Annotated in this window: 21 protein-coding genes; 10 read left to right on the top strand and 11 right to left on the bottom strand. The window is 63.5% G+C overall.

Annotated features, from left to right (window positions below; all coding sequences use genetic code 11):
- The first annotated feature begins 76 nt into the window (after positions 1 to 76).
- From BM154_RS13985 to BM154_RS13975, 3 genes are all read left to right on the top strand, one after another.
- On the top strand, positions 77 to 835 hold the full coding sequence (locus BM154_RS13985) for an AraC family transcriptional regulator (protein ID WP_074884887.1): 759 nt from the start codon (positions 77 to 79) through the stop codon (positions 833 to 835).
- A gap of 66 nt (positions 836 to 901) precedes the next feature.
- Complete coding sequence (locus BM154_RS13980) at positions 902 to 1237, top strand: tRNA-binding protein (RefSeq protein ID WP_074884884.1); 336 nt, start codon at positions 902 to 904, stop codon at positions 1235 to 1237.
- A complete protein-coding gene (locus tag BM154_RS13975) occupies positions 1234 to 2103 on the top strand; it encodes a DMT family transporter (RefSeq protein ID WP_074884881.1) in 870 nt (289 codons plus the stop codon). Before BM154_RS13980 ends, BM154_RS13975 begins: the two co-directional genes overlap by 4 nt.
- A 10-nt stretch (positions 2104 to 2113) precedes the next feature.
- On the opposite strand, the gene BM154_RS13970 is transcribed toward BM154_RS13975, so the two are convergent.
- From BM154_RS13970 to recQ, 5 genes are all read right to left on the bottom strand, one after another.
- Complete coding sequence (locus BM154_RS13970; protein ID WP_074884878.1) at positions 2114 to 2407, bottom strand: Rdx family protein; 294 nt, start codon at positions 2405 to 2407, stop codon at positions 2114 to 2116.
- 81 nt (positions 2408 to 2488) lie between these two features.
- A complete protein-coding gene (locus BM154_RS13965) occupies positions 2489 to 4603 on the bottom strand; it encodes a motility hub landmark protein FimV (RefSeq protein ID WP_244157161.1) in 2115 nt (704 codons plus the stop codon).
- A gap of 238 nt (positions 4604 to 4841) precedes the next feature.
- On the bottom strand, positions 4842 to 6242 hold the full coding sequence (locus tag BM154_RS13960) for a DHA2 family efflux MFS transporter permease subunit (RefSeq protein ID WP_074884875.1): 1401 nt from the start codon (positions 6240 to 6242) through the stop codon (positions 4842 to 4844).
- A complete protein-coding gene (locus BM154_RS13955) occupies positions 6242 to 6676 on the bottom strand; it encodes a MarR family transcriptional regulator (protein ID WP_074884872.1) in 435 nt (144 codons plus the stop codon). The genes BM154_RS13960 and BM154_RS13955 overlap by 1 nt, the downstream gene beginning before the upstream one ends.
- 110 nt (positions 6677 to 6786) lie before the next feature.
- On the bottom strand, positions 6787 to 8910 hold the full coding sequence (recQ, locus tag BM154_RS13950) for a DNA helicase RecQ (RefSeq protein WP_074884868.1): 2124 nt from the start codon (positions 8908 to 8910) through the stop codon (positions 6787 to 6789).
- 180 nt (positions 8911 to 9090) lie between these two features.
- Between recQ and BM154_RS13945 the strand changes: the two genes are divergently transcribed.
- The 3 genes from BM154_RS13945 (at position 9091) to BM154_RS13935 (ending at position 10402) form a co-directional block, all read left to right on the top strand.
- Positions 9091 to 9678 (top strand): UPF0149 family protein, encoded by a 588-nt coding sequence (locus BM154_RS13945; protein WP_074884865.1) that lies wholly within the window; start codon positions 9091 to 9093, stop codon positions 9676 to 9678.
- A gap of 16 nt (positions 9679 to 9694) precedes the next feature.
- Positions 9695 to 10096 (top strand): YbaN family protein, encoded by a 402-nt coding sequence (locus BM154_RS13940; RefSeq protein ID WP_074884863.1) that lies wholly within the window; start codon positions 9695 to 9697, stop codon positions 10094 to 10096.
- A gap of 78 nt (positions 10097 to 10174) precedes the next feature.
- Entirely contained in the window at positions 10175 to 10402 is a 228-nt protein-coding gene (locus BM154_RS13935) for a DUF6316 family protein (RefSeq protein WP_074884860.1), read from the top strand.
- A gap of 48 nt (positions 10403 to 10450) precedes the next feature.
- Here the strand turns inward: BM154_RS13935 and pap are convergent, their stop codons facing one another.
- Complete coding sequence (gene pap / locus BM154_RS13930) at positions 10451 to 11944, bottom strand: polyphosphate:AMP phosphotransferase (protein ID WP_074884856.1); 1494 nt, start codon at positions 11942 to 11944, stop codon at positions 10451 to 10453.
- Positions 11945 to 12113: 169 nt separating this feature from the next.
- Between pap and mnmC the strand changes: the two genes are divergently transcribed.
- The 4 genes from mnmC (at position 12114) to BM154_RS13910 (ending at position 19592) form a co-directional block, all read left to right on the top strand.
- The gene (mnmC, locus tag BM154_RS13925; RefSeq protein WP_074884853.1) at positions 12114 to 14072 is read left to right on the top strand and encodes a bifunctional tRNA (5-methylaminomethyl-2-thiouridine)(34)-methyltransferase MnmC2/FAD-dependent 5-carboxymethylaminomethyl-2-thiouridine(34) oxidoreductase MnmC1; all 1959 of its coding nucleotides are present in this window, start codon (positions 12114 to 12116) and stop codon (positions 14070 to 14072) included.
- Between the two features lie 370 nt (positions 14073 to 14442).
- The gene (locus tag BM154_RS13920) at positions 14443 to 16212 is read left to right on the top strand and encodes an N-acetylglutaminylglutamine amidotransferase (RefSeq protein WP_074884851.1); all 1770 of its coding nucleotides are present in this window, start codon (positions 14443 to 14445) and stop codon (positions 16210 to 16212) included.
- Positions 16213 to 16344: 132 nt separating this feature from the next.
- Positions 16345 to 18087 (top strand): N-acetylglutaminylglutamine synthetase, encoded by a 1743-nt coding sequence (gene ngg, locus BM154_RS13915; RefSeq protein ID WP_074884848.1) that lies wholly within the window; start codon positions 16345 to 16347, stop codon positions 18085 to 18087.
- Between the two features lie 314 nt (positions 18088 to 18401).
- Entirely contained in the window at positions 18402 to 19592 is a 1191-nt protein-coding gene (locus BM154_RS13910; protein ID WP_074884845.1) for an osmoprotectant NAGGN system M42 family peptidase, read from the top strand.
- 48 nt (positions 19593 to 19640) lie between these two features.
- Here the strand turns inward: BM154_RS13910 and BM154_RS13905 are convergent, their stop codons facing one another.
- From BM154_RS13905 to BM154_RS13885, 5 genes are all read right to left on the bottom strand, one after another.
- Positions 19641 to 21656 (bottom strand): polysaccharide biosynthesis protein, encoded by a 2016-nt coding sequence (locus BM154_RS13905; RefSeq protein WP_074884841.1) that lies wholly within the window; start codon positions 21654 to 21656, stop codon positions 19641 to 19643.
- Between the two features lie 98 nt (positions 21657 to 21754).
- Complete coding sequence (locus tag BM154_RS13900) at positions 21755 to 22330, bottom strand: PglD-related sugar-binding protein (protein WP_074884837.1); 576 nt, start codon at positions 22328 to 22330, stop codon at positions 21755 to 21757.
- Complete coding sequence (locus tag BM154_RS13895; protein ID WP_074885375.1) at positions 22327 to 23337, bottom strand: MraY family glycosyltransferase; 1011 nt, start codon at positions 23335 to 23337, stop codon at positions 22327 to 22329. The genes BM154_RS13900 and BM154_RS13895 overlap by 4 nt, the downstream gene beginning before the upstream one ends.
- A gap of 49 nt (positions 23338 to 23386) precedes the next feature.
- Positions 23387 to 24328: a UDP-glucose 4-epimerase family protein gene (locus BM154_RS13890; RefSeq protein WP_244157160.1), complete on the bottom strand. Its 942-nt coding sequence runs from the start codon at positions 24326 to 24328 to the stop codon at positions 23387 to 23389.
- 11 nt (positions 24329 to 24339) lie between these two features.
- Positions 24340 to 25593 (bottom strand): glycosyltransferase family 4 protein, encoded by a 1254-nt coding sequence (locus BM154_RS13885; RefSeq protein WP_074884832.1) that lies wholly within the window; start codon positions 25591 to 25593, stop codon positions 24340 to 24342.
- Positions 25594 to 25595 lie beyond the last annotated feature (2 nt).

Here is a 25595-nt window from a genome sequence, read left to right as displayed (position 1 = left end):
CCCATCAGCGCATGCTGGCCGCGCCACAAAGGCGCCGCTCGGCGTAAACTGGCGCAATCGATCAGGGGATGTCGCCATGTCAGCGCTGTTGTCAGTACGCCACTACCACCAGGACATCGTTTGCCATGAGCATGGGCATGCCCAACTGGTTTTTGGCCTGAGCGGGCGCCTGCAGTTCGAGGCGGCCGGGCTGGGTAGCCAGGTCAGCCGGCAGACTCTGGCGGTGGTACCTGCCGGCGCCCGCCATGCCTGCGACAGCCGTCACGGCAGCGAATGCCTGGTATTCGACGTCCCGGCAGGCGACTGGCTGGAGCGGCACCTGGGCGAGCATGCCGGCACCAGCCGACGCTTGCTGGAGGCACCACGGCAGATCGAGCTGTCGGTGACCCAGCACGGCCTGGTCAACTGGCTCGCCGCCAGTTCGATCCACGACCCGCTGATCGCTCGTCAGGGTTCCATCCTGCTGCTCGCCAGCCTCTGTACCCGTGCGCACCCGCACCCTCGCGCAGGCCTGCCGCTGGCCGCGCTGGACGCCTACATCGAACGCCACGCCGCCCATCCCATACAGGTGGCGGATCTGGCTAGCGTTGTTGGGCTTTCCGCCGCGCGTGTGCACAAGCGGTTTGTCGACGAGACGGGCCTTACGCCCATGGCCTACGTACGCGACAAGCGCCTGCGCCTGGGGCGGCAACTACTGCACAACAGCCGCCTGAGCGTCGGCGAGATCGCCGCCCGGGTCGGCTATACCTCGCAGAGCGCCTTTACCGCCGCCCTGTCCCGACAATTCGGCGCAACGCCCAAGCTGTTGCGCGAGCGACAGTCCGGCGACAAATAACGCCAGTCGGGCGACAGCGTCTCCCCGTTCCGGCCCGCTACAGTGCGGCCGAAAAGGAGACGTTTCATGCAGATCATCGAATGGCAGGACTTCACACGCGTCGAGCTGCGCGTCGGCACCCTCGTCAGCGCGGCGCCCAATGAAAAAGCCCTGAAACCGGCCTATGTGCTGCAGGTGGATCTCGGCGAGCTGGGCATCCGCACCTCCAGCGCCCAGCTCACCGCCCACTACAGCGCCGAGGAACTGGTCGGACGCCAGGTACTGTGCGTGTGCAACTTCGCTCCCAAGCGCATCGCCGGCGTGCGCTCCGAAGTGCTGGTCACGGGGGTCCATGACAACGATGGCAAGGTGGTTCTGGCCAGCTTCGACAGGCCCTTGCCCAACGGCGCGCGCCTGGCATGAATACCCGCAGTGCACTGCTTGGTCTGCACCTGGGCGCGCTGGCGTTCGGCCTTTCCGGCATATTCGGCGTAATGGCCGACACCTCGCCAATCGCCATCGTCAGCGGCCGCGCCCTGTTCGCGGCGCTGGCCCTGGGCATGTTTCTGCTGGCGATACGCAAACCGTTGCGTATCACTGTCCGCCACCTGCCCTGGCCGGCAGTGGGCGGCCTGCTGCTGGGCGGCCACTGGCTGAGCTTCTTCGAGTCGGTGCGGGTGTCCGGGGTGGGTATCGCCACGCTGGGCTTCGCCAGCTTTCCGGCCTTCACCGTGCTGCTGGAGGTGCTGCTGCTGGGCGAACGTCCACGTGCGCGTGAATACCTGGTGGTCACCCTGGTCAGCATCGGCCTGCTAATGGTGGCGCCTGCGTTGGATCCGAGCGACAGCAACACCCTGGGGCTGCTGTGGGGAGTCTTATCAGGGCTTTTGTTCGCGTTGCTGTCCCTGCTCGGTCGTACGAGCGCCCGGCACGTCGATCCCATCCAGGCCGCCCTGGGTCAGAATCTGGTGGCAATGGCCTGCTCGCTGCCGTTTGCCGGGGCGACGCTGCAAGGCCTGACTACCCCGCAATGGTTCTGGGTAGCGCTGCTCGGCATATTGTGTACGGGGCTGGCCCATAGCCTGCTGATCACCAGCCTGCGGGTGGTCAAGGCACGCAACGCGGCGGTGATTTTTGCCCTTGACCCGGTATACGGCATCGGCTTCGCCTGGCTCTTGTTGAAGCAGCCGCCGACCCTTGGCATGCTCGCCGGCGGCAGTCTGATTATCTTCGCGGTTTGCATGGGCGCAACCCAGTCAGGCTCGGTGCAAACGCCAAGAACGGCCTAGCAGAAACGGCTCAGTAGGCGGCTGGTCGGTCGCTATGGCCGAGGTCGCGGGCCGGGTCGATCTGGTCGCGGACCCGCTGCTTGAGCACCTTGGCCTCGGGAAAGCCGCCGTCGGCCTTGCGTTCCCAGATCTCCACGCCATTGCACTGGATGCGAAAGGTGCCGCCCGTGGCGGGCTCGAGGCTGACCCTGGCCAGATCATCGGCAAAGGTGGAAAGCAGCTCCTGGGCCAGCCAGGCCGCGCGCAACAGCCACTGGCACTGGGTGCAATAGGTGATGGTCACTTCGGCTTTGCTGGGGCTCATGCTGACTCCGCTGGCAATGGGCGTGTCCGCAAACGCCCATGAAAAAGCGCGGCCAGGCCGCGCTCGATACAGACGAAGAACTCAGGCGATACGCGCGAGCAGCTCGCGGGCTTCCTGCTTCTCTTCCTCGTCGCCCTCGTTGATCACCTCGTTGAGAATGTCACACGCCGCTTCCAGGTCATCCTGCTCGATATAGGCCATGGCCAGGTTGAGCTTGGTGAGGTTCTCGTGATTGGTGACGAACCGCTCGTCCTCAGGCTCCTGCGCCGGCAGTTCATCGAGCTCCAGCCACTCGTCCTGGTGCCCTTGCTCCTCGACCAGCATGGTTCCGGCGAAAGGACTGTTCACGTCGTGGCCGAAGATATCGTTCGCGCCATCGTCCGACACGGCCGGTGCATCGGCCTCGACACCGGAGCGCTTCTTGCGCGACGCGTTCTCGAAGGGATTGACCAGATCCCAGTCGGCATCCAGCGACAGGTCGTCGAGGTTGAGCTGGAAGTCGTCATCCTGGGATTTGTGCTGGGGTGCTGCAGGCGCCGGCGCGTCTTCCAGCTCGAGGGTCAGGTCTTCCAGCGGGCCAAGGGACTCGAGTGGCTCGAATTCATCCGTCGGCTGGGCGAACAAGCCGGGGTAGCCCGCCTTGAGCGCATCGATACGGCCGCCATCGAAACCGGCCTGGCGCAGGCGCATCTCTTCCTCGGCGAAGGCAACGGCATTGCCTTTCTGCGCCAGCACCTCGAGCAGACGGAACCCAATATCCAGGCGTTCGGGGTTGGCCTGCGACGCCTGACGAAGTACCGATACCGCCTCGCCCAGACGACCATAGGCCAGGTAGATATTGGCCGCATCCAGCGGATCGGTTGAACTGGTGTCGGTGCGTGGGGCGATCGGGGCGCGCACGGGCGGCGGCACGTCCGCTTCGACGGCGCGCGCCGCGATCAAAGGTTCCGCAGGCTCCACGACAGCTGCCGGTGCTGGAGGCGGGACGACGATGACCGGCTCGGCGACAGCCTGCGGATCAGGCTTGCGCTTACGCTTGAACAGCACCAGCAGCAGTGCCAGCACGCCCAGCAAGACCGCCAGCAGCACATTCCACAGGCTCCAGAAGCCTTGCGCTGCCGGCTGCTCGGCAGGGGCTGCCGGAACCGCTGTAGGTTGCTGAGCGGCGTCTGCAGCCGTGGCCTGTGCTGCAGGCTCGGACGGCGCGGCTGGAGCAGCTGCAGCCGGGCGCTGGGCGAGTTGCTCGAGCAACTGGGCGATCTGCTGATCACGGGCCTCCATGCGCGTCATCATGTCCTTGAGCTGATTCTGCACGGTCAACAGATCCTGCTGCAGTTGCAGGTTCTCGGCTGAGCGATTGGCCACCTCCTCTTCGACACGGCGAATCTGCGCGAGCATTTCCACCTGCGGCTCGGCGGGTTGCTGAGGGGCGGTATCAGGAATGATTTCAGCGGGAGCGGCCGGTTCTGCCGGTGCAGCTGAACCGGCAGGCTGAGTCGGCGCCGCGGCGGGCATGCGCGCATGGTCAGGAAGCAATAGCGACGCGCCGGCGCGCAGGCGATGGATATCACCGTTGCTGAACGCTTCGGGGTTGAGGGCGTGAATGTCGAGCATCAGATCCTGCAGCGATGCCTTGTCGCCATCGAGCCGCAGTTTGGAGGCGATCGTCCACAGGCTTTCACCGCTGGCCACCTGATAGCGCTCGCCGCGGCTGGCGATCGGCGTGCGGCGCGGCGGCGCGTAGGAGGTGAACTGCTGGTCGCCGACTGATGCCGCCTGGCTGCTGTACCCAGACGAGGAAGGCGGGTCGAGCAACAGGGTATATTCGCGCAGCAATTGCCCACCCGGGCGCTTCAGTTCGACGATGAAGTTCAGATACGGCTCGCGCACCGGTTGGTTGGAAACCACCCGCACGACGCTCTTGCTGCCGCGCAGCAGCGGGCTGAAACGTAGATCATTGAGAAAATAGACGCGGTCGACCCCGGCCTGGTTGAACGCATCGGCCGGTGCCAGCGCAACCTTGATGTCCGAGGTGGTCATGTCGTCGCCTACCGCCAACAACTCGATTTCGGCATTCAGCGGCTGGTTGAGTGCCGAATGCAGGGTGATCTCACCCAGCCCCAGCGCAGGCGCCAGTCCTGAATAAAACGCCGAGCTCGATGCCAGGCCGATCAGCAGGTGACGAACACGAGTCATAAAAGCTCCGGATAACTCCGCTCGAAAAACGTTTGCAGCGGCTCCAGTCGGGCCGAGGGTCCTGCAAGGTGCGGCATAGCGTGGCGCGGCATCGGCAAACGCTCCCTGTCCCACCGAGTAGTGAGTATGGTCATAATTCAAAGAGTTGCGAGTTTCCCAACCCGTTCAGCCCAAATGGTTCGAGCATCTGGCCATCATACGCAAAAAGCCAGAAATACGGCTAGTTATGTGAACGACGTCAACGTTGTGACGGCCGCAAGTTGTATGCCGCCACGATGGTCAGCGCGAATAACGCCCCCATCAGCCAGAAGCTTTGCTGAAAGGCAGTCACTTCGCCGGCAAAATCGCCGCCCTCCTGGCGATGTCGCCACTCCAGAAAGAAAGTCAGCAGGTTGACCCCGAACGCCCCGCCCAGCTGACGCACGAAGGTGATGGCACCTGCGCCATGGGCCACCTGTTCGCGGTCCAGGGCATCCAGGGCGCCAGTGGTCAGCGCCGGCAACAGGATGCCCAGACCGATCCGGCCGACACAGGCCCAGAAACACAGAACCAGAAAGGAGGTGCCCGGCCCCAGCCAACCAAGGCCGAAGGAGGATACCGCCAAGGCCAGCAAGCCACCGACCAGCAGCACGGCTGACGGCAACTGGTCACTGAGCCGCCCGCCCATGAACGACGCCATGCCCATCACGATACCGGTCGGCAACAGCAACAGGCCGGCCCAGCCAGCGCTGTACCCCTCGATGGTCTGCACATGCAGCGGAATGATATAGGTGGTGCCATACAGCCCCATGCCGAGAGCGAGTGCCACCCAACTGGCCTTGCGAAAGCCGACATGCCGCCACAGCGCCAGTGGCAACAACGGCTTGCTGCTGAAACGGCTGCGCCACAGGAAGGCCACGATGGCCAGCACCCCGATCAGCCCTGGCGCCCATACCCGCGGTTCGGCCCAGGCAAAACGCTGGGCTTCGGCCAGAGCGCCGAGAGTGGCGAACAGACCGACGTTGAGCAGCACGAACGCCCAGAGGTCAAGAAACGGCGTATCGCGCTGGCGCGCGCTGGGCATCAGGAACAGCCCGGCCAGCATGGCGAGAAGGCACATGGGCAGTGGCAACCAGAACACCGCGTACCAACTGAACACGTCGACCAGGTAGCCGCCGATGGTCGGCCCGAGGGTGGGCGCGATCATCACCCCGAGGCCATAGGCACCCAACGCGGCACCACGGCCGCCACCGGCGAAGACCTGGAAGATCAGCACCATGGCCAGCGGCTGGACGATCCCGGCGCACAGGCCCTGGATGATGCGCAGGGTGATCAGTTCCCAGGCCGCGCTGGTAACCAGGGCCAGCAATGAGGTGACGATAAAGATGGCCAGGCCAGCCTGGGCGGTGGCCCTGGCGCCAAAGCGCGCCTGGGCCCAGGCCGAGAGCAGCAGCCCCGAAGTCATGGCCGCCAGGAAGCCCGTGGACAACCACTGGGCCAGCGGGCGGCCGATGCCGAAGTCGGCCATGATCGCCGGCAACGCGACGTTGATGCTGGTCGAGGCCAGGATCATCGCCATGCTGCCGAGCATCAGAACGACCAGCAGGTAATGCGGATAACGCGGTCCGTAACGTCTCTGCAATAGAGACAGGTCCTGCATCAGCGCCGCTCCAGGTTGCCCAGGATACGTGCATGCACCTGCTGGCAGCGGCGCAGGTCTTCCTGATCGATACCGGCGAACAGCTCTTCGCGCAGCTGCGTGGAAATCGCCTCGATCTTCTCGATCAGCGGCTTGGCCGGCGGGCACAGGGCGATCTTCTTGGCGCGACGGTCTTCCGGCACGGCATGGCGCACCACCAGGCCCTGGGCCTCCAGGCTGTCGAGCAGGCGGGCCAGGGTCGGCCCCTCCACCCCGACGCTCTGCGCCAGCTCGCGCTGGGTAGGCAGCTCGGCGAAACGACCGATATGCAGCAGCACCAGCCAGCGGGCCTGGGAAAGCCCCAGCCCGGCAAGTCGTCGATCCAGTTCTGCGCGCCAGGCGCGGGACAATTGCGCCACCTGCATAGCGAAACGATGGGGTTCGGATGGGGACATGAGGGTCGCTCTTAAAATTATCAAAAACTAATTATTAGCGAGCTAACCATAGCTTTTGGCAGAGAGCAAGATTGTCGTCGCAACCAGATACACCCTCGTCGCCCAGTCGATCAGGCCTCGAACTCGGCCTGTAGCGCCGCGCGTACGCAGTGCAGCACGCCCTCCTCTATACGGCCGGCGAACAGCGGGCTGACTTCAGCCACGGGCGGCAACTCGCCTTCGCCGTCGAGAAAGGCATCATGGATTTCACCCAGCAGTTCTTCGGGCAGGTCGAGAGCCTGCTGCAGGGAAAGCTGCTGCTCGGCAATCGCTTCGGCCAACATGGCGTAGGCGCTCTTCTGGCTACAGCCCAGTTGGCCGGCAATCTGGCTCGGCGTCATGCCGGCGCGGGCCAGGCTGACCAGTTCATGGCGCAGGTCGACCACTGGCGCCGGGGCATCGCCGCCGCCCAGTACTTCCAGGAAGGCTTCGCCATAGCGCTCCAGCTTGCGTGCGCCGACGCCACTGACCCGGGCCATCTCGGCCAGGGTGGTCGGCTTGCTGCGCAGCATTTCCAGCAATGTGGCGTCGGGGAAGATCACATAAGGCGGCACCGCATGCTCCTCGGCCAGGCGCTTGCGCAAGGCGCGCAGGGCTTCCCACTGCTCGCGCTCGTCGCCACGCACCAGTTGACGCGCGGCGCTGCCGGAGGCCTTGGCGCTCTGTTGCGGCTTGAGGTCGCGGCGCAGTTGCAGGCTCACCTCACCGCGCAGCAGCGGCCTGCAGCTGTCGGACAGCCGCAGGCCGCCAAAGCCTTCCAGGTCGACATCCGCCAGACCGCGGGCGACCAGTTGGCGAAACAGTGAACGCCATTCACCCTCGCTGAGCGCGCTACCTACCCCGAATACCGACAGGTGCTGATGACCGAGCCCGCGCATCTTCTCGTTGTCACGTCCCAGCAGAATGTCCACCAGGTGGCCGACGCCATAGCGCTGGCCACTACGGTAGATGGCCGACAGCGCCTGGCGGGCAGGCTCGGTGGCATCCCAGGTCTGTACACCGTCGGTACAGTTGTCACAGTGGCCGCACGGCTGCGGCAGCTCTTCGTCGAAATAGGCCAGCAGCACCTGGCGACGGCAACGGGTTTCCTCGCACAGCGCCAGCATGGCATCGAGCTTGTGCTGCTCCACGCGCTTGTGGCGCTCGTCGCCTTCAGAATTGGCGAGCATCTGCTTGAGGAAGATCATGTCCTGCAGGCCGTAGGCCATCCAGGCGTCCGCCGGCAGCCCATCGCGCCCTGCCCGACCGGTTTCCTGGTAATAGGCCTCCAGCGACTTGGGCAGATCCAGGTGCGCGACGAAACGCACGTTGGGTTTGTCGATGCCCATGCCAAAGGCGATGGTGGCCACCATGATCAAGCCTTCCTCATTGAGAAAGCGCTTCTGGTTGAAGGCGCGCAACTCCGCCGGCAGACCTGCGTGATAGGGCAACGCCGGGAAGCCCTGCTCGGTCAGGAAACCCGCCACTTCCTCGACCTTCTTGCGCGACAGGCAATAGACGATACCGGCATCACCCTTGCGCGCCGCCAGGAACGCCAGCAGCTGCTTGCGCGGCTGTTCCTTGGGCACGATGCGATAGAAGATATTGGGCCGGTCGAAGCTCGACAGAAAGCGCTCGGCATTCTGCAGGTGCAGGCGGTTGACGATTTCCTCGCGGGTGCGCATGTCGGCGGTCGCGGTCAGGGCGATGCGCGGCACCTCGGGGAACAGCTCGGCCAGTTGCCCCAGCTGCAGGTACTCGGGGCGGAAGTCATGGCCCCACTGCGACACGCAGTGAGCTTCGTCGATGGCGAACAAGGCAATCTGCAACTGCTGCAGAAACGCCAGCATCCGCGGCTGCACCAGGCGCTCCGGCGCCAGGTAGAGCATCTTGATCTCACCACGACGAATACGCTCGGCGATGTCACGTTGCTGGTCAGCTTCCAGGGTGGAGTTCAGGGCTACCGCCGCCACGCCCAGCTCTTCCAGGGTCGCCACCTGATCGTCCATCAGCGCGATCAGTGGCGACACCACCACGGCCAGCCCGTCGCGCAGCAGCGCCGGCACCTGGAAGCACAGCGACTTGCCGCCGCCGGTGGGCATCAGCACCAGCGCATCGCCGCCGCTGGCCACGCGCTCGATGATCGCGCCTTGGCGACCCCGGAAGCTGTCATAGCCGAATACGTCTTTGAGGATGCGTTGCGCCTGTTCGAGCATGTAGGGTCTCCGAATCAAGCGCAGCATTATACGCACCTGCGCGGCGAGGTGCGGCCTTGACACCGCTCTTTACCTGCAACTCTGGCCGGCGAAGCCGGTCTGCACTAGCACGGCAACGCAGATAGTTTTTCAACAGCCTGCTAGAATCCAGCCTCGTTTACTTCTCCAAGGTAGCCACCGATGTCCTTCGCCGAGCAACTGTCCCGCCTGCAAGCCTTCCTCGATGCCGATGATCTGCACGAAGAGGCCCTGGACTATGTCGCCGCCCATGGCTATCTGACCGCCCTGTCCATCTGCCCGGAAAAGGTCGAGCCGCGCGAGTGGATCGATGCCCTGTTCTCCGAGCCGCCGCACTACCGCAGCGACGAGGAGCGCGACGACATCGAAGCCACGCTGATCCAGCTGCAGGCCCATATCGCCCGTCAACTGGCCAGTGATGACGAGCCGGAAGTACCGTGCGAGCTGGACCTCGGTGACGAGCCGGACGACTCCGACCTGCGCGGCTGGTGCATCGGCTTCATGGAGGGCGTGTTCCTGCGTGAAAGCGTGTGGTTCGACGATGCCGAGGATGAAGTCAGCGAATTGCTGCTGCCGATCATGGTTGGCTCAGGCCTGTTCGACGAGCAGCCGGAGTTCGCGGAAATCGCCCGTGACCGCGACCTGGTCGACAGCATGGTCGAGCAGATCCCGGAGTTGCTGACCGCCCTGTTCCTGCTCTGCAACGCTCCGGACGAAAAACCGGCGCTGCTCAAGCCTCGCCCACATTGATGGCGACGCCATCGATATGGCGCGCGAACCCTTCGAAACCCGCAACCCGCTGCTGCGCTACAGCCTGCTGTTCTTCGGCTGGCTGAGCGTGGCGCTGGGCGTGGTTGGCATCTTCCTGCCGCTGCTTCCCACCACTCCTTTCCTGCTGCTGGCCGCGGCGTGCTTCATGCGCAGCTCGAAGCGCTTCTATCTGTGGCTGGTCGAGCATCCGCAGCTGGGACCGTGGATCCGCGACTACCTGGCCGGTGAAGGCATCCCGCGCCGGGCCAAGATCTACGCCATCGGCCTGATGTGGCTGAGCATCGGCATTTCCTGCGCTCTGGTGCCCCTGTTCTGGGCGCGGCTGTTCATGCTCACCAGTGCGGTGCTGGTGAGCCTGTACATCCTCAAGCAAAAGACCCTGCCGGACCGCCGCTGAGCCTCGGGCTACGGATCAGCCAGCAACCTTGCAACGCGCAGCTACACTGCATGAATCCAGCCCACCCGAGGCGCCTTCATGGCAACCATTCAGCGCGCGCAAGACACCCGCCAGAGCACCTATTTCCGCAGCGAACGGGTCAGCACCATCAATGGCCAGTTCTTTTTCAGCACCCGCGAGGGCACGCTGGAAGGCCCGTACTTTTCGCGCGACGAGGCCGAGCGCCAGGTGCCACGCTATATCGCGCGCATGCTGCAGTCCCAGGCCATCCTCGACAGCCGCGACCGCGACAGCGCCTTGAGCTGATCGCACTGCCGCCCTTGCCTCCCCGGGCGCGAGCGGCAACCTGCACGATCAGTGTTTGGCCTTTTCGAAGGCGGCCTCCAGCGCGTCGTTGAGGGTGCGCAGTACCTTGACCCGGGCGTACTGCTTGTCATTGGCCTCGACCAGCGTCCAGGGCGCAAGGCGGGTGCTGGTGCGGTCGACCATGTCGCCCACCGCCTCGCGGTACAGCGGCCATTTCTCGCGATTGCGCCAGTCCTCCTCGGTGATCTTGAAGCGTTTGACCGGGTTGCCCTCGCGCTCGCGGAAACGCTGCAGCTGAGTGTCTTCATCGATGGCCAGCCAGAACTTCACCAGCACCACGCCGGCATTGCTGAGCTGCTCCTCGAAATCATTGATTTCTCCGTAGGCCCGTAGCCAATCCTCGGCCTCGCAAAAGCCCTCGACCCGCTCGACCAGCACCCGGCCGTACCAGGAGCGATCGAACACGGTGAACTTGCCACGTGCCGGAATATGCCGCCAGAAACGCCACAGGTAGGGCTGCGCACGCTCCTCCTCGGTCGGCGCCGCCACTGGCACGATGCGGTACTGACGCGGGTCCAGCGCCGCCGCCACACGGCGAATCGCGCCGCCCTTGCCGGCAGCGTCGTTACCCTCGAACACCGCCACCAGCGCATGGCGACGCATGCGCTTGTCACGCATCAGCTGCGCCAGGCGTGCCTGTTCACGGGTCAGCTGCTCGCGGTAATCGGCCTTGGCGAGGCTCAGGCCCATGTCCAGGCTGTCGAGCAGGCTACGTTGATCGGTGCGGGTCATCAGGGGCGTGGTGTGCGGAAGCGGTACTCGCTCGCCGCTACCACGCAACGCAGCCTGCAGGCCCTCGAGAAGAATCCGCCCGACAGTCAGGCTGCGGTAATTGGCATCGGCGCCGGCGACGATGTACCAGGGCGAGTAATCGCGGCTGGTGCGGCGCAGCACGTCTTCGCCAGCGCGCACGAACTTGTCGTAGGTTCTCGATTGTTGCCAGTCCAGCGGGCTCAGACGCCAGCTGTGCAGCGGGTCGTCCTGCAGAGTCTTGAGGCGCGTGAGCATCTGCTTCTTGGACAGGTGAAACCAGAACTTGAAGATCAACGTGCCCTCGTTGCAGAGCATCTGCTCCAGGCCTAGCGCACCTTCGATGGCACCATTGAGCTGATCCTTCTTCAGGTCGCCGTGCACTCGGCCCTGCAGCATCTGGCTATACCAGTTGCCGAAAAAGATGCCGATGCGCCCCTTCGGCGGCAATTGCCGCCAATAGCGCCAGGCCGCCGGCCGCGCCAGTTCCTCGTCGGTCTGCTGATCGAAGGTGCTGACCTGGATGAGCCGCGGATCCATCCACTCGTTGAGCAGCTTCACCGTCTCGCCCTTGCCCGCCCCCTCGATGCCATTGATGAGGATGATCACCGCATGGCGGCCCTGCTCACGCAACGCGTACTGCACATCGAGCAGCGCCTCGCGCAGCACCTGCTCTTCGGCGGCAAAGGTGGCCTTGTCGATAACGTGGTCGATCTCGGCGGATTCGAACATAAGCAGCTCTCCATGAACGGTGTAAGCAGCCTAGGGGTCGATTACCGCCTAGCGCAAGTCGCCAGCCCCAGCACGGCGATTGGAACCATGGGGCAGCAGGCGTTGGCCACATCACAGGCCCATGGCGCCCTGCTAGAATCGCCGCCCTGCCCGCCACGAACACGCGACCATGGCCGATCAACACGCACAACTGGACTGGAACGAACAGGGCCAACCCTCTTCGCGCCTCTATGACGATGTCTACTTTTCCCGGGAAAACGGCCTGGAAGAAACGCGCTATGTGTTCCTGAGCAACAACGACCTGCCGCAACGCTTCGCGGCGCTGCAAGCTGGCGAGCAGTTGGTGATCGGCGAAACCGGGTTCGGCACCGGCATGAACTTCCTCTGCGCCTGGGAGCTGTTCGACCAGCGGGCGAGCGCTGGCGCACGGCTGCATTTCGTCAGCGTGGAGAAGCACCCGCTCACTGAGCCCGACCTGCGGCGCGCCCTGGCGTTGTGGCCGTCGCTGCAGCCTTACAGCGAGCAACTGCTCGATGCCTACCGCTGCCTGAATCCGGGCTTCCAGCGCCTGGTGTTCGGCGACGGCCGGGTGGTGCTGACCCTGCTGATCGGCGATGCGCTGGCCATGCTGCCGCAGCTCGATGCGCGTATCGACGCCTGGTTCCTCGACGGCTTCGCTCCCTCGAAGAACCCCGAGATGTGGACGCCCGAGCTGTTCGCGCAACTGGCACGATTAAGCGCGCCGGGTGCCACCCTGGGCACCTTTACCGCCACCGGCTATGTGCGCCGCGCCCTGATCGAAGCGGGCTTCGCGATGAAGCGGGTACCGGGGCTCGGCAAGAAATGGGAAGTAATGCGCGGCACCTTTGGCGGTGCAGCCAGCACCTTGCACAAACCCTGGTTCGCCCGCCCCGGCTATCTACCCGACCGGCGCCGGGCACTGGTGATCGGTGCCGGGCTGGCCGGGTGTGCCACGGCCGCCAGCCTGGCCAGGCGCGGCTGGGAGGTCACGGTGCTGGAGCGCCATGGCGCCGCGGCCCAGGAAGCCTCGGGCAACCCCCAGGGCGTTCTCTACCTCAAGTTGTCGGCCCACGGTACGGCGTTGTCGCGACTGATCGTCGATGGTTTCGGCTATACCCGTCGGCTGCTTGAGCGCCTGCACAAGGGCCAGGACTGGGATGATTGCGGCGTGCTGCAACTGGCCTTCGACGAGCGTGAAGCACAGCGCCAGGCCAAGCTCACCGCGGCCTTCCCGACCAGCCTGCTCACCATGCTGGATCGCCAGCAGGCCGAGGCACAGGCCGGCATCGCCCTGGCAAGCGGCGGGCTGTTCTACCCTGATGCCGGCTGGGTGCACCCTCCGGCCCTCTGTGCGCAACTGCTCGACCATCCGGGCATCACCCTGCACTACCACGGCGAAGCGCTGGCGTTGCAACGTGTCGAGGGCAAATGGCAGGCACTAAGCGGCGCACGGACGCTGGCCGAAGCCGAAGTGACGGTGCTTTGCGGCGCGGCCGATATCACCCGCTTCGAGCAAAGCGCGCACCTGCCGCTCAAGCGTATCCGTGGACAGATCAGCCGGCTGCCGGCCTCGTCATCAAGCGCCGCGTTGAGCACCGTGGTCTGCGCCGAAGGTTATGTCGCCCCCGTGCGCCAGGGCGAACACACCCTGGGCGCCAGCTTCAATTTCGACAGTGATGACCTCACGCCGAGCAGCGCCGAACACGCCAGCAACCTGGACCTGCTTCGGGAGATATCCAGCGACCTGGCCGAGCGCCTCCAGGCCGATGACCTCGACCCGGCAACGCTGCAAGGCCGCGCCGCCTTTCGCTGCACCAGTCCGGACTACCTGCCGGTCATCGGCCCGCTGGCCGATGCCGAGCAGTTCGCGCAGGCCTATGCCGTGCTGGCCCGGGACGCACGCCAGGTGCCGCCCGTGCCCTGCCCGTGGCAGCAGGGCCTGTATATCAACAGCGGGCATGGTTCGCGCGGCCTGATCACCGCGCCGCTGTCCGGTGAACTCATCGCCGCCTGGCTGGAAGGCGAACCGCTGCCAGTGCCAGGCGACGTCGCCGAAGGCTGTCATCCCAATCGTTTCATGCTGCGCCAGCTGATCCGCAAGGGCTGAGCAGCCTGCCTATTCGCGGGCATGGCCCGCTCCCACAAACGTAGGCAAGCGCACCTTCTTTTTAGCTGGCATTACTCTCCTTCACCGTGGGATCTGGCGGGGACGCCCAGTCCACGCCCGCGAAGCGATTGCGGCCCAGCCGAGCAGCCAAAACCAGCCATCCCGGCCATTTTATTGAACGTTCGCCGCGCACGGGGACTCGAAAAAACTCGAGCCTGCTGCGCCGCCTTCCCGTGCGCAGCAGCATTTTCACTGCTCGATCGTCTCCGGTGCGCCCTGGAGCGCGCTGGAACTCAGAACCGGTACAAGACTGGTACGGACTGACGTTAAGGAGGAACAGAGCCCAGGAAATACGCGGGCTTTATAGACTATGTGCGGAATAGCAGGCGAACTTCGATTCGATAACCAACCAGCCGATCTGGCTGCCGTTGAACGCATCACCCACCACCTCGCCCCTCGCGGCCCGGATGCCCATGGCTTCCACGCCCGCGGCCCCGTCGCCTTCGGCCACCGCCGGCTGAAGATCATGGATCTCGCCGAAGCCTCGGGCCAGCCAATGATCGATAACGATCTCGGCCTGTCGATGGTCTTCAATGGCGCCATCTACAACTACCCGGAACTGCGTGGCGAGCTGGAACAGCTTGGCTATCGTTTCTTCTCCGGCGGCGACACCGAGGTGCTGCTCAAGGGCTACCACGCCTGGGGCGCCGACCTGCTGCCCAAGCTCAACGGCATGTTCGCCTTCGCCATCTGGGAGCGAGACAGCGGGCAACTGTTCATCGCCCGCGACCGCTTGGGCGTGAAGCCGCTGTACCTGTCCAAGACCAAGGATCGCCTGCGTTTTGCTTCCAGCCTGCCGGCTCTGCTCAAAGGCGGCGATATCGGCAAGACCCTGGATCCCATTGCGCTCAACCATTACCTGAACTTCCATGCCGTGGTGCCCGCACCGCGCACCATCCTGGCCGGTGTGGAGAAACTGCCGCCGGCGACCTGGATGCGTATCGACACCAATGGCAAGGTCGAGCAGAAGGTCTGGTGGACGCTGAACTTCGGCCCGAATGCCGATGAAGCCAACTTCACCTTCGAAGACTGGCGCGACGCCACTCTCGACAGCATGCGCGAAGCGGTCGAGATCCGTCAGCGTGCCGCCGTGGATGTCGGCGTGCTGCTGTCCGGCGGCGTCGACTCCAGCATGCTGGTCGGCCTGCTGCGCGAAGCCGGTGTCGAAAACCTGCTGACCTTCTCCATCGGCTTCCAGGATGCCGGTGGCGAGCGCGGTGACGAATTCCAGTATTCGGATCTGATCGCCAAGCGTTTCGAAACCCAGCACCACCAACTGCGCATCGGCGAAAACGAGATTCTCGACCAGTTGCCGGCAGCTTTCCGCGCCATGAGCGAGCCGATGGTCAGCCACGACTGCATTGCCTTCTACCTGCTCTCGCGGGAAGTGGCCAAGCACTGCAAGGTGGTGCAGAGCGGCCAGGGCGCCGACGAGCTGTTCGCCGGCTATCACTGGTACCCATTGGTCGATGGCGCTGACGATGCCTATAGCGCCTACCGCAAGGCTTTCTTCGACCGCGAGCACGACGAATACGCCGCCTGCGTGCAGCCTGCCTGGCTGACCGACGACGTGTCCGGCGAATTCGTGCGCCAGCATTTCGCCCAGCCGGGTGCCAGCGCTGCGGTGGACAAGGCGCTGCGCCTGGACAGCACGGTGATGCTGGTCGACGACCCGGTCAAACGTGTCGACAACATGACCATGGCCTGGGGCCTGGAAGCACGTACGCCGTTCCTGGATTACCGCGTGGCCGAGCTGTCGGCGCGTATCCCTGCCCAGTACAAGCTGCCGGAAGGCGGCAAGTACGTGCTCAAGGAGGCGGCCCGCAAGGTCATTCCGTCCGAGGTCATCGACCGCAAGAAGGGTTATTTCCCGGTGCCTGGCCTCAAGCACCTGGAAGGCGCCACCCTGGGCTGGGTACGCGACCTGCTGGTCGACCCGGCCCACGACCGCGGCATCTTCAACCCGCAGATGCTCGACCGCCTGCTCACCGACCCGCAAGGCCAGCTGACGCCGCTACGCGGCTCCAAGCTGTGGCAGATGGCAGCGCTGAACCTGTGGCTGAGCGAACAGGGCCTGTAACGACGAATCGGGGGAGCTGCGGCTCCCTCGCTCTCAACTGCAATGGCCGTATCCGCCTCGCTGCGGATCATCAGACAGGCCAACCGATAGCCGGTAATTACCGGCCATGCGCAAGCAAAGGAACATTCTTCAATGCGAGCCACTGCCCATAATCAACGCCTTCTCCGCGGCCAGTCCCCCTCCTACGAGCGGCTGCAGGCGCGCTTTGCCGAAGAACACGGCGACGGCATCAGCCAGCCGCAGATCGTCCATTGCGGCTGGGGCCGGTTGCTGATCGGCCACACCTTCCCCGACGCCGCGGTGCTGGCCGAGGAGCTGCTCAGCGAGCAGCCCGGCGAGCGGGACATTGCCCTCTATGTGGCGGCGCCGCAGCAGGTTCTCGCCCAGGCACCGCAGCAGCTGTTTCTCGACCCGTCGGACACCCTGCGCCTGTGGTTCAGCGACTACCGGCAGGCGCGCCGCGGCTTTCGAGGTTTTCGCGTACGCCGGGCGCAGACCGATGCCGACTGGCAAGCGATCAATTGCCTGTACCAGACCCGCGGCATGCTGCCGCTGGATCCGCAGAAGCTCACCCCGCGTCACCAGGGTGGCCCGGTTTACTGGCTGGCGGAGGATGAAGACAGCGGCGCGGTGATCGGCAGCGTGATGGGTCTCAATCATCAGAAGGCCTACCAGGATCCGGAGCTGGGCAGCAGCCTCTGGTGCCTGGCCGTCGACCCGGCCTGCAGCCGCCCCGGCGTAGGCGAGGTGCTGGTTCGCCACTTGGTCGAGCATTTCATGAGCCGCGGCCTCAGCCACCTCGACCTATCGGTGCTGCACGACAACGGCCAGGCCAAGAAGCTGTACGCCAAGCTGGGCTTCCGTGAACTGCAGACCTTCAGCATCAAACGCAAGAACGGCATCAACCAGACGCTGTTCCTCGGCCCTGGACCGGACGACAACCTCAACCCTTACGCACGCATCATCGTCGACGAGGCCCGTCGGCGTGGTATCGATGCGCAGATCGACGACGCCGAAGCCGGCTTGTTTACCCTGAGCCAGGGCGGCCGACGCATTCGTTGCCGCGAGTCGCTGACCGACCTGACCAGCGCCGTGACCATGACCCTCTGCCAGGACAAGCGCCTGACCCATCGCACGCTCAGCCGTGCTGGCCTGAGCCTCCCCGCCCAGCGCCTGGCAGGCAGTGCCGAGGACAATGCGGCGTTTTTGTCCGAGCATGGCAGCCTGGTGGTCAAGCCCGTGGATGGGGAACAGGGCCAAGGCGTGGCCGTCGACTTGCGCACGCCCGCCGATGTGCAAGCGGCTATCGAGCGCGCCCGCCCCTTCGATGAGCGTGTGCTGCTGGAGAGTTACCACGAAGGCTTCGACCTGCGCATCGTGGTGATCGGCTTCGAAGTAGTGGCGGCGGCGATCCGCCGCCCAGCGGAAATTCTCGGCGATGGCCGCCACACCATTGGCGAACTGATCGACGCGCAAAGCCGGCGTCGCCAGGCGGCCACAGGCGGCGAAAGCCGTATCCCCAAGGACGCCGAAACCCTGCGCACCCTGCATGCCGCCGGTTACGACTACGACAGCGTGCTGCCCCAGGGCAAACGCATGGCCGTGCGCAAGACCGCCAACCTGCATACCGGTGGGATTCTCGAAGACGTCACCGGCATTCTCCATCCGACGCTTGCAGAAGCGGCCGTCAAGGCTGCTCGCGCGCTGGATATCCCGGTAGTCGGCCTGGATTTGCTGGTACCCGCTGCGGATCAGCCGGAGTACGTGTTTATCGAAGCCAACGAACGTGCCGGTTTGGCCAACCACGAACCGCAGCCAACCGCGGAGCGGTTTATCGATCTGTTGTTCCCCTTGAGCCATGGGGTGGGTGACTGATCGAACCAGACTGGCCACTCCTGGCGCCGGTGAGGACGCTTGAAGATTACCTCACCGGCGCCAGCACCGTGGAACCTAGTGCGGCAGGGGCTTAGGTGCCCACCGGTCAATTGGCAGTATCGCCTCGGCGCGATTGATCGAGCCAGGGTGCCTTGCAAGTGATGGGTTCAATGAACGGCCCATGCTTGAAACCCTCGCTGCAAATGCGGGTCAGGATGTAACACAGCGCAAAATTCCCGTCCGTCGACAGGCGTCAAGCAGTCACCAGAGACCGACGTCGCCCGGCGGCCCGCCCCGTCCTAGATGGAGAGCCCATGTCGCAAATTCCAGAACCCGATCTCGAGTACATGCAAAAAGTCCTGCTGGAAATGCTCGCCATTCCCAGCCCTACCGGTTTTACCGACACCATCGTGCGCTACGTCGCCGAGCGTCTTACCGAAATCGGCATTCCCTTCGAAATGACCCGGCGTGGCACCATTCGCGGCACCCTCAAAGGGCGTCGTGACAGCCCGGACCGTGCCGTCTCCGTGCACCTGGACACCATTGGTGCCATGGTCCGTGAGATCAAGGACAACGGTCGCCTGAGCCTGACCGCCATCGGCTGCTGGTCCAGCCGCTTCGCCGAAGGCAGCCGGGTCAGCGTGTTCAGTGACCATGGCGTATTCCGCGGTAGCGTCCTGCCGCTGCTGGCTTCTGGACATGCCTTCAACACCGAGGTCGACCAGTTGCCGATTTCCTGGGATCACGTCGAGTTACGTCTGGATGCCCTGATCGCCAGCCGCGCCGACTGCGAAAGCCTGGGCATCTCCGTCGGCGACTTCGTGGCCTTCGACCCACTGCCCGAGTTCACCGAAAGCGGCCATATCAGTGCCCGCCATCTGGATGACAAAGCCGGTGTCGCCGCCCTGCTCGCCGCGCTCAAGGCGGTGGTGGAAAGCGGTCAGGAACCGCCCATCGACTGCCATCCACTGTTCACCATCACCGAAGAAGTCGGCTCCGGCGCGGCAGCAGCGCTGCCCTGGGACGTGAGCGAATTCGTGGGTATCGACATTGCGCCGGTCGCCACCGGCCAGCGCTCCACCGAACATACGGTCAGCGTGGCCATGCACGACTCCGGCGGCCCCTACGACTATCACCTGTCGCGACAACTGCTGCGCCTGGCCAGCGAAAACGAAATCCCGGTGCGCCGCGACCTGTTCCGCTACTACCACAGCGACGCCCAGTCAGCCGTCACCGCAGGCCACGACATCCGCACCGCGCTGATCGCCTTCGGCTGCGACGCCACCCATGGCTACGAGCGCACCCATATCGACAGCCTCGCCGCCCTCTCCCGCCTGCTCGGCGCCTACCTGCTCAGCCCACCGGTATTTGCCAGCGATGCACAGCCGGAGAATGGCTCCCTGGAGCGCTTCAGCCACCAGCTGGAACATGATGCGCAGATGGAACCGGAGACGCGGGTGCCGACGGTGGATAGTTTGGTGGGGAACCGCGAAAGAGAAGGCTAACTGCGACGAGGGCACGCTCCTACGAACGGCGCATTTGGTAGGAGCGCCCTACTCCAGCGGCCTCTTGGCCTCACGGCGCTGATGCATCCAGTCGACGATTTCACCTTCCGGCGTATAACCGCAGACCGTTTCGCGCAGCAGTTGACGTACCCGGTCGTAGTCATCCTGTTCTACGGCGCGAAGCAGATTGGCAATGGCCAACTTAAAGGTGTCCCAGGGCAGATGCTCTTCATTGGCCCGCATGATCATCGGGTGCTCGGTAGGGCTCACGTTGTCACCGATCAGCAACTCCTCATAGAGTTTCTCACCCGGACGCAGGCCAGTGAACTCAATGGCAATATCGCCGCTGGGATTCTCATCCGAGGCTACACTGAGCCCGGTGAGATGGATCATCTTTTCCGCCAACTCGGCGATCTTCACCGGTTGCCCCATATCCAGCACGAACACATCGCCGCCTTGTCCCATGGAGCCTGCTTGGATCACTAACTGAGCCGCTTCAGGGATGGTCATGAAGTAACGGGTGATGCTGGGATGGGTAACCGTAACCGGTCCCCCCTTGCGAATCTGCTCGTAGAAACGCGGGATCACCGAGCCTGAAGAACCCAGCACATTGCCGAAACGCACCATGGTGAACCGAGTTTTGTTGACCTGATGCACGCCTTCCTTGTCGCCGAACAGCACGGGGGCACTCTCCCGACTCAACGCCTGCAAGACCATTTCGGCCAGACGTTTGGTACTGCCCATCACATTCGTAGGTCGCACGGCCTTGTCGGTGGAAATCAATACGAAGTGCTCGACGCCGGCCTTCAAAGCTGCCTGGGCCGTGTGCAGCGAACCCAGCACGTTGTTCAATACACCTTCGGCGATATTGTGTTCAACCATGGGCACATGCTTGTAGGCAGCCGCGTGGTAAACGGTATTCACATCCCAGGCGCGCAACAGTTCGACCTGGCGCTGCTGGTTGCGCACCGAGCCGAGGATCGGTACGAGTCGAACCGGCAACGATTCACGGCGGATGCGCTGCTCAAGTTCGCCATGAATGGCGTAGAGATTGAACTCGCTGTGCTCGAACAACAGCAGTGTTTTTGGGCCGGATCCAAGAATTTGCCGGCACAATTCAGAACCGATCGAACCGCCAGCTCCGGTTACCATCACCACCAGACCACGAATGCACCGCTCGAACAATTCACGCTGTGGCGGCACGGCATCACGCCCAAGTAAGTCAGCGATGTCCACTTCCTGAACATCCTCAACCTTGACCCTGCCACTGGCCAGATCCATGAAGCCAGGAACAGTGCGCACATGGAGGGGGAATTGCTCGAGCGCTTCGAGTACCTCTCGGCGACGTGTGCGTGAAGCCGATGGCAATGCCATCAGGATCTCGGTAGCGCCAGTATCATCGATCATCTGCTGGATATGCCGCGGCGAATACACGCGCAACCCTGCGATGATGCGGTTGGCGATGTTAGGATCGTCGTCAATAAAGGCTACCGGGCGCTTCCTACGCCCCATACGCAAGGCCGCAGCCAGCTGATTACCCGCCGAGCCCGCGCCATAGATGGCAACCGGCGGAGCACATGCGTCACGGCTGCTGAACTTGAAGGGTTGATCAGCAGCGAACCAGTGGCCCATAAAGAACTGACGCATTGCCAGGCGCAGTCCGCCTATAAGCATGATGCTCAGCCACCAGTAATTGAACACCATGGAACGGGGAATCACCGCCCGCGCATCCTGATGCCAGTAGATCGCCAACGCCAGAATCAATGCTGACAGGGAGACCGCCTTGGCGATAGCGATGAGCGCCTCGGTGCCGAAGTAGCGCATCACGGCGCGGTACATGCCAAAGCGTATGAACAGCGGAATGGAGATGAGAGGCGCCAGCGCGAAGAGCCAGAGGTGGCCGTCAAGCGGATAAACCTCTTCGAAATCTCCCAGGCGAACGACAAAGGCCAGCCACAATGCCGCCCATACCAGCATCACGTCGACGGCCACCTGGATCAGTCGTTTTTGGCGACGGCGCAACCGTACCAGACGAGTACGCAACAGCTCAGCGAACCTCAACAAAACAACACCTCATATCCCTGGAGCGCGCCTTTGCCAGGCCAAAGCTGGCAGCGCGAGTAGTTCCAAATCGTCCTGAATGCTCAGATAGAACGCCTGATTCAACCCTGTAATACCGTTCCTGGCGCATGCAGCGCGCCGTCCTCGACGACTACATGATAGCCAGCGCAACAGCCGGCCTGCAGCCAGGCCCTGGCACCTACCTTTACGCCTCCAGCCAGTTGTACGCCAACCCCCAGGTGGGCGAAGTTACCCAGCACCGCATCGTGATCAACGGTTGCGTTGGCGTTCACGATAGCACCCTGCCCGAGAACAGCACCCACGCCGATCATTGCCATTGCCATTACCGCGACACCGCGGCCCACTTCGGCATCGTTACTGACAAAGGCCCGCGGATGAATGACCGTCGCCAGGGGCAGGCCGGCCGCCTCGATCAGTTGGCTCCATCGTTCGCGCAACGCATTGTTGCCAACTGCAGCAATCGCTGCACTGCCGGCGCTGGCATGAGCGGCAAGGTCATCCGGTTTGCCGATCACCGCTAAGCCGTAAAGCTCGCTCAAACCAGGCCATCGATCATCCAGAAAACAGACGGCCTGCCACTGGCCCGAGAGTAGCGCCGCTTCGGCAACCGCCCTGCCATGCCCGCCAGCGCCCAGTATCAGCAATGTATTTTTCATTTCGTCTCCAGTGCCCCGGCCTTGAACCTGGCAGCCAGGAAAACCAGCGGAAGATAAGCGATCAACAAACCGATAGCACCGTCCACGCCACCGAAGCCGACCCACAGGGCGATAGGCAGCAGCCATAACAGATTGATGGCGGTAACCGCCATGGTGACAGGCAGATGGCGGCCGTAATGGCGCGAGGCATACTGATAAGCGTGGCTTCTATGCGCCTCGTAAACACGGTCGCCGCGCAGAAGTCGGCGCAATAATGTGTAGGTTGCATCGACGATAAAAACACCTAGCAGTATCAACCAGGCCCACAGCAGCTCAGGCGATGCCGCCGCGGCCTGCAGCGAAAGAACGCCAAGCGTGATCCCCAGAAAACCACTCCCGGCATCCCCCATGAAAATCCGCGCGGGCGGAAAGTTCCAGATCAGGAAGCCAAGCATCGCAGCAGCCAGGGCCAGCACGGTCAGCAATGCCCCGTGGGTATCGCCAAGCCAGGCATACAGCAACGCGCCGCCGATACAGACGCAAATAGCCTCCACACTGGCGATACCGTCGATGCCATCCATGAAGTTGTAGAGATTGAGCAACCAGACCAGATAGATCGCTGCCAACAGATGGCCAAACCAACCAAGATCGACCAGGGTGCCGAACAGACTGATTGCAGGCAGCCCACCCAGCCAGAACAGCGCCCAACCAGCAGCCGCAAAATGCCCGAGCAAACGCCAGCGGGCGGCGATATGCCCATGATCGTCAAGAAAGCCGATCACGGCCACCAGCCCGCCCGCACCACACAAGGCAAATGCTATGGCACTGTCTACCTGGCCAAGCAGGGCCAGGCCAAGCACGGCAAGAATGAAGCACACCACAATGGCCATGCCGCCACCGCGCGGCGTGGGTACCGAGTGAGAGCTACGTTCGTTGGGGATATCCATAAGGCTGCTCGCCAGAGCATAACGCCTCAACAACCAGGTCAGCAGACACGACAGGCTGGCAATGACCAGCAAAACAGTGATCAACAAGTAACTTCTCCTAACCCCTACCGTTCACGGCAGCTATTGCTGGTCAACCTGCTTCGAAAGCACGGGCAGTTTTACGCAATGCGTCATCGACGCTAACAGGCGGCGCCCAGCCCAGTAGCTCACGCGTTTTACCGATATCCACCTGCAGGGAGCCACAGAGCCGCTGTGCGATGGCGCGCCTGCCCAGCATTACCGCGCCGGCTTGCAACAGGCTGGCGGGTACCGGCAGCAATCTCGCTGGCCGCCCCAGCGCTTTACCCATGCGCTGCAACAGTTGCGTCGTGGACAGATCCTCACCGTCACTTACCAGAAATGTCTGGTTGGCCGCAGCAGGGTGATTGATGCAGGTGGCAATCAGGTCCACCAGGTTATCCACGGCCACCAGGCTGCGCTTGTTTCCCGTGGCGCCCAGCGGCAGCGGAACCCCCTTGCGAAGCCAGCTCATCATGCTGCGGAAATTGGCCTTAACACCGGGGCCATAAACGAGCACAGGCCTGATGATCACCACGTCCATACCGGTCTCGCCCGCCAGCGCCCGCAAGCCCTGCTCGGCCTCCATCTTGGAAACCCCGTAAGGGTCTTGGGGATCCGGCGTATCGTCTGCACGATAAGGATGGCCGAGCTCGGTGCCCTCGCCATTGACCTTGATCGAACTGATAAAGATGAAACGCTGCACACCTGCAGCAGCCGCCTGCCTGGCCAGGCTCAGGGTGCCGTCGACATTGGCCTTGCGAAACTCCACGAGCGGATCGGCAGCTGTATCGTTCATCACGTGAACGCGAGCCGCACTGTGAATGACGACAGCAGCACCCTCCAGCGAAGCGCTCCAATCCACATCCGCCGCCAGCCCACCTACCAGTGGATTGACGACGCCAACCGGCGCCTGGACCAGGGCAGCACGCGATGGCGCGATTAACCCATAGCCCTCCTGATGCAAACGTTCGAGCAAGGTACGGCCAACGAAACCACTGCCCCCGGTGACCATTATTCGTTTCATCACTGTTTTCCGTCCCTGCGTGTGCCCTGCCGGAACAGGCGCTCCAGATTAGAGAAGATCTTTTCCTTGGCGAACTGATCATCGTAATAGCGCTTGCCCGCCTGCCCCATCGCAATACGCTGTGGGTGGGTCATGGCCGCCATCTGCTGCACGATCCGGGACAGCCCCTGCTGATCGCCCGAGGCACAGGCAAGCCCTGCTCCCGACTCTTCGATGACACGTGCCGCCTCGCCCCCGATCATCCCGAGCACAGGCTTGCCCGAGGCAAGATAAGCCTGAACCTTGCCGGGAATGGTCTTGGCGAACACCTCATTGGTTTTCAAGGAAACCAGCAAGGCATCGGCCGTGGCGAATAGCCCCGGCATGGCTTCCAGCGGATGACGACCCAGCAAGAGCACATTGTCGAGGTTACGTTGCGTGACCTCGCGCTGCAGCCACTCGCTCATGCGGCCGTCGCCAACTAGTACCCAACGAACCTTCACGGTATTTCGCAGGGCTTCGGCTACGTCGAGAATCGCCGGGAAATCCTGCGCCTCACCCAGATTACCGGCGAACAGGATGGTGAACTCATCCGGCGCACGGGCCAGTAAGGGCGAGCCCCCTTCAGGCAGTTCGTTAAACCCGTCTTCGGCCCAGCTGGGAAAGTACACCAGCCGCTCGTCTTCGATAGGCCGAGTGCAATAGGAGCGCACGCTGTCTAGGAAGGCGCGGGATTGAAGCAGCAGGTAGTCGGTACGATTGTATATCCACGACACCATCCTGCCGACCAGCGCCAAGGCGCGGTCATCATGAACGACCCCGACGGCACGCAGGGTTTCCGGCCACAAGTCCAGAACCCAGACGCTGACCGGGGCCTTTTTCAGCCTGCCGATCAACAGGGCCGGAATGGCCGACATGATCGGCGAGACGGCATAGACGAATATGCCGTCGAACTCTTTGCCGCGCAGCTTCCAGCTACCCAGCAACGAACCACTCACCACGAACGACAGATAATTGAGAACGAGCGTCAGGCTGCGCTTGCCGCGGGGGATAAAGGGCACCCGCACCACCTCAGCACCCTGATAGTTGGCGAACTGCTCCGGCGCCTTGCGATAGCCGTCGAACACCTGGCCTTCGGGGTAATTTGGTAAGGCCGTCAGCACGGTGACCTCGTGCCCCCGGCGCACCAGCTCTTCGGCCATGTCATTGACGCGCATGTTCTCGGGCCAGAAATACTGGCTGACGATCAATATCTTCAGTTTTCCCTCTCGCATGG

The sequence above is a fragment of the Phytopseudomonas argentinensis genome (assembly GCF_900113905.1).
Classification (GTDB): Bacteria; Pseudomonadota; Gammaproteobacteria; order Pseudomonadales; family Pseudomonadaceae; genus Aquipseudomonas; species Aquipseudomonas argentinensis.
The sequence above is the reverse complement of the archived record's forward strand: the minus strand, read 5'-3'. Positions and strand labels throughout refer to the sequence as shown.

Bases quoted from the DNA above. Each gene is read 5' to 3' on its own strand.
- BM154_RS13985 (WP_074884887.1), top strand. From the start codon at position 77: ATGTCAGCGCTGTTGTCAGTACGCCACTACCACCAGGACATCGTTTGC.
- BM154_RS13980 (WP_074884884.1), top strand. From the start codon at position 902: ATGCAGATCATCGAATGGCAGGACTTCACACGCGTCGAGCTGCGCGTC.
- BM154_RS13975 (WP_074884881.1), top strand. From the start codon at position 1,234: ATGAATACCCGCAGTGCACTGCTTGGTCTGCACCTGGGCGCGCTGGCG.
- BM154_RS13970 (WP_074884878.1), bottom strand. From the start codon at position 2,407: ATGAGCCCCAGCAAAGCCGAAGTGACCATCACCTATTGCACCCAGTGC.
- BM154_RS13965 (WP_244157161.1), bottom strand. From the start codon at position 4,603: ATGACTCGTGTTCGTCACCTGCTGATCGGCCTGGCATCGAGCTCGGCG.
- BM154_RS13960 (WP_074884875.1), bottom strand. From the start codon at position 6,242: ATGCAGGACCTGTCTCTATTGCAGAGACGTTACGGACCGCGTTATCCG.
- BM154_RS13955 (WP_074884872.1), bottom strand. From the start codon at position 6,676: ATGTCCCCATCCGAACCCCATCGTTTCGCTATGCAGGTGGCGCAATTG.
- recQ (WP_074884868.1), bottom strand. From the start codon at position 8,910: ATGCTCGAACAGGCGCAACGCATCCTCAAAGACGTATTCGGCTATGAC.
- BM154_RS13945 (WP_074884865.1), top strand. From the start codon at position 9,091: ATGTCCTTCGCCGAGCAACTGTCCCGCCTGCAAGCCTTCCTCGATGCC.
- BM154_RS13940 (WP_074884863.1), top strand. From the start codon at position 9,695: ATGGCGCGCGAACCCTTCGAAACCCGCAACCCGCTGCTGCGCTACAGC.
- BM154_RS13935 (WP_074884860.1), top strand. From the start codon at position 10,175: ATGGCAACCATTCAGCGCGCGCAAGACACCCGCCAGAGCACCTATTTC.
- pap (WP_074884856.1), bottom strand. From the start codon at position 11,944: ATGTTCGAATCCGCCGAGATCGACCACGTTATCGACAAGGCCACCTTT.
- mnmC (WP_074884853.1), top strand. From the start codon at position 12,114: ATGGCCGATCAACACGCACAACTGGACTGGAACGAACAGGGCCAACCC.
- BM154_RS13920 (WP_074884851.1), top strand. From the start codon at position 14,443: ATGTGCGGAATAGCAGGCGAACTTCGATTCGATAACCAACCAGCCGAT.
- ngg (WP_074884848.1), top strand. From the start codon at position 16,345: ATGCGAGCCACTGCCCATAATCAACGCCTTCTCCGCGGCCAGTCCCCC.
- BM154_RS13910 (WP_074884845.1), top strand. From the start codon at position 18,402: ATGTCGCAAATTCCAGAACCCGATCTCGAGTACATGCAAAAAGTCCTG.
- BM154_RS13900 (WP_074884837.1), bottom strand. From the start codon at position 22,330: ATGAAAAATACATTGCTGATACTGGGCGCTGGCGGGCATGGCAGGGCG.
- BM154_RS13890 (WP_244157160.1), bottom strand. From the start codon at position 24,328: ATGGTCACCGGGGGCAGTGGTTTCGTTGGCCGTACCTTGCTCGAACGT.
- BM154_RS13885 (WP_074884832.1), bottom strand. From the start codon at position 25,593: ATGCGAGAGGGAAAACTGAAGATATTGATCGTCAGCCAGTATTTCTGG.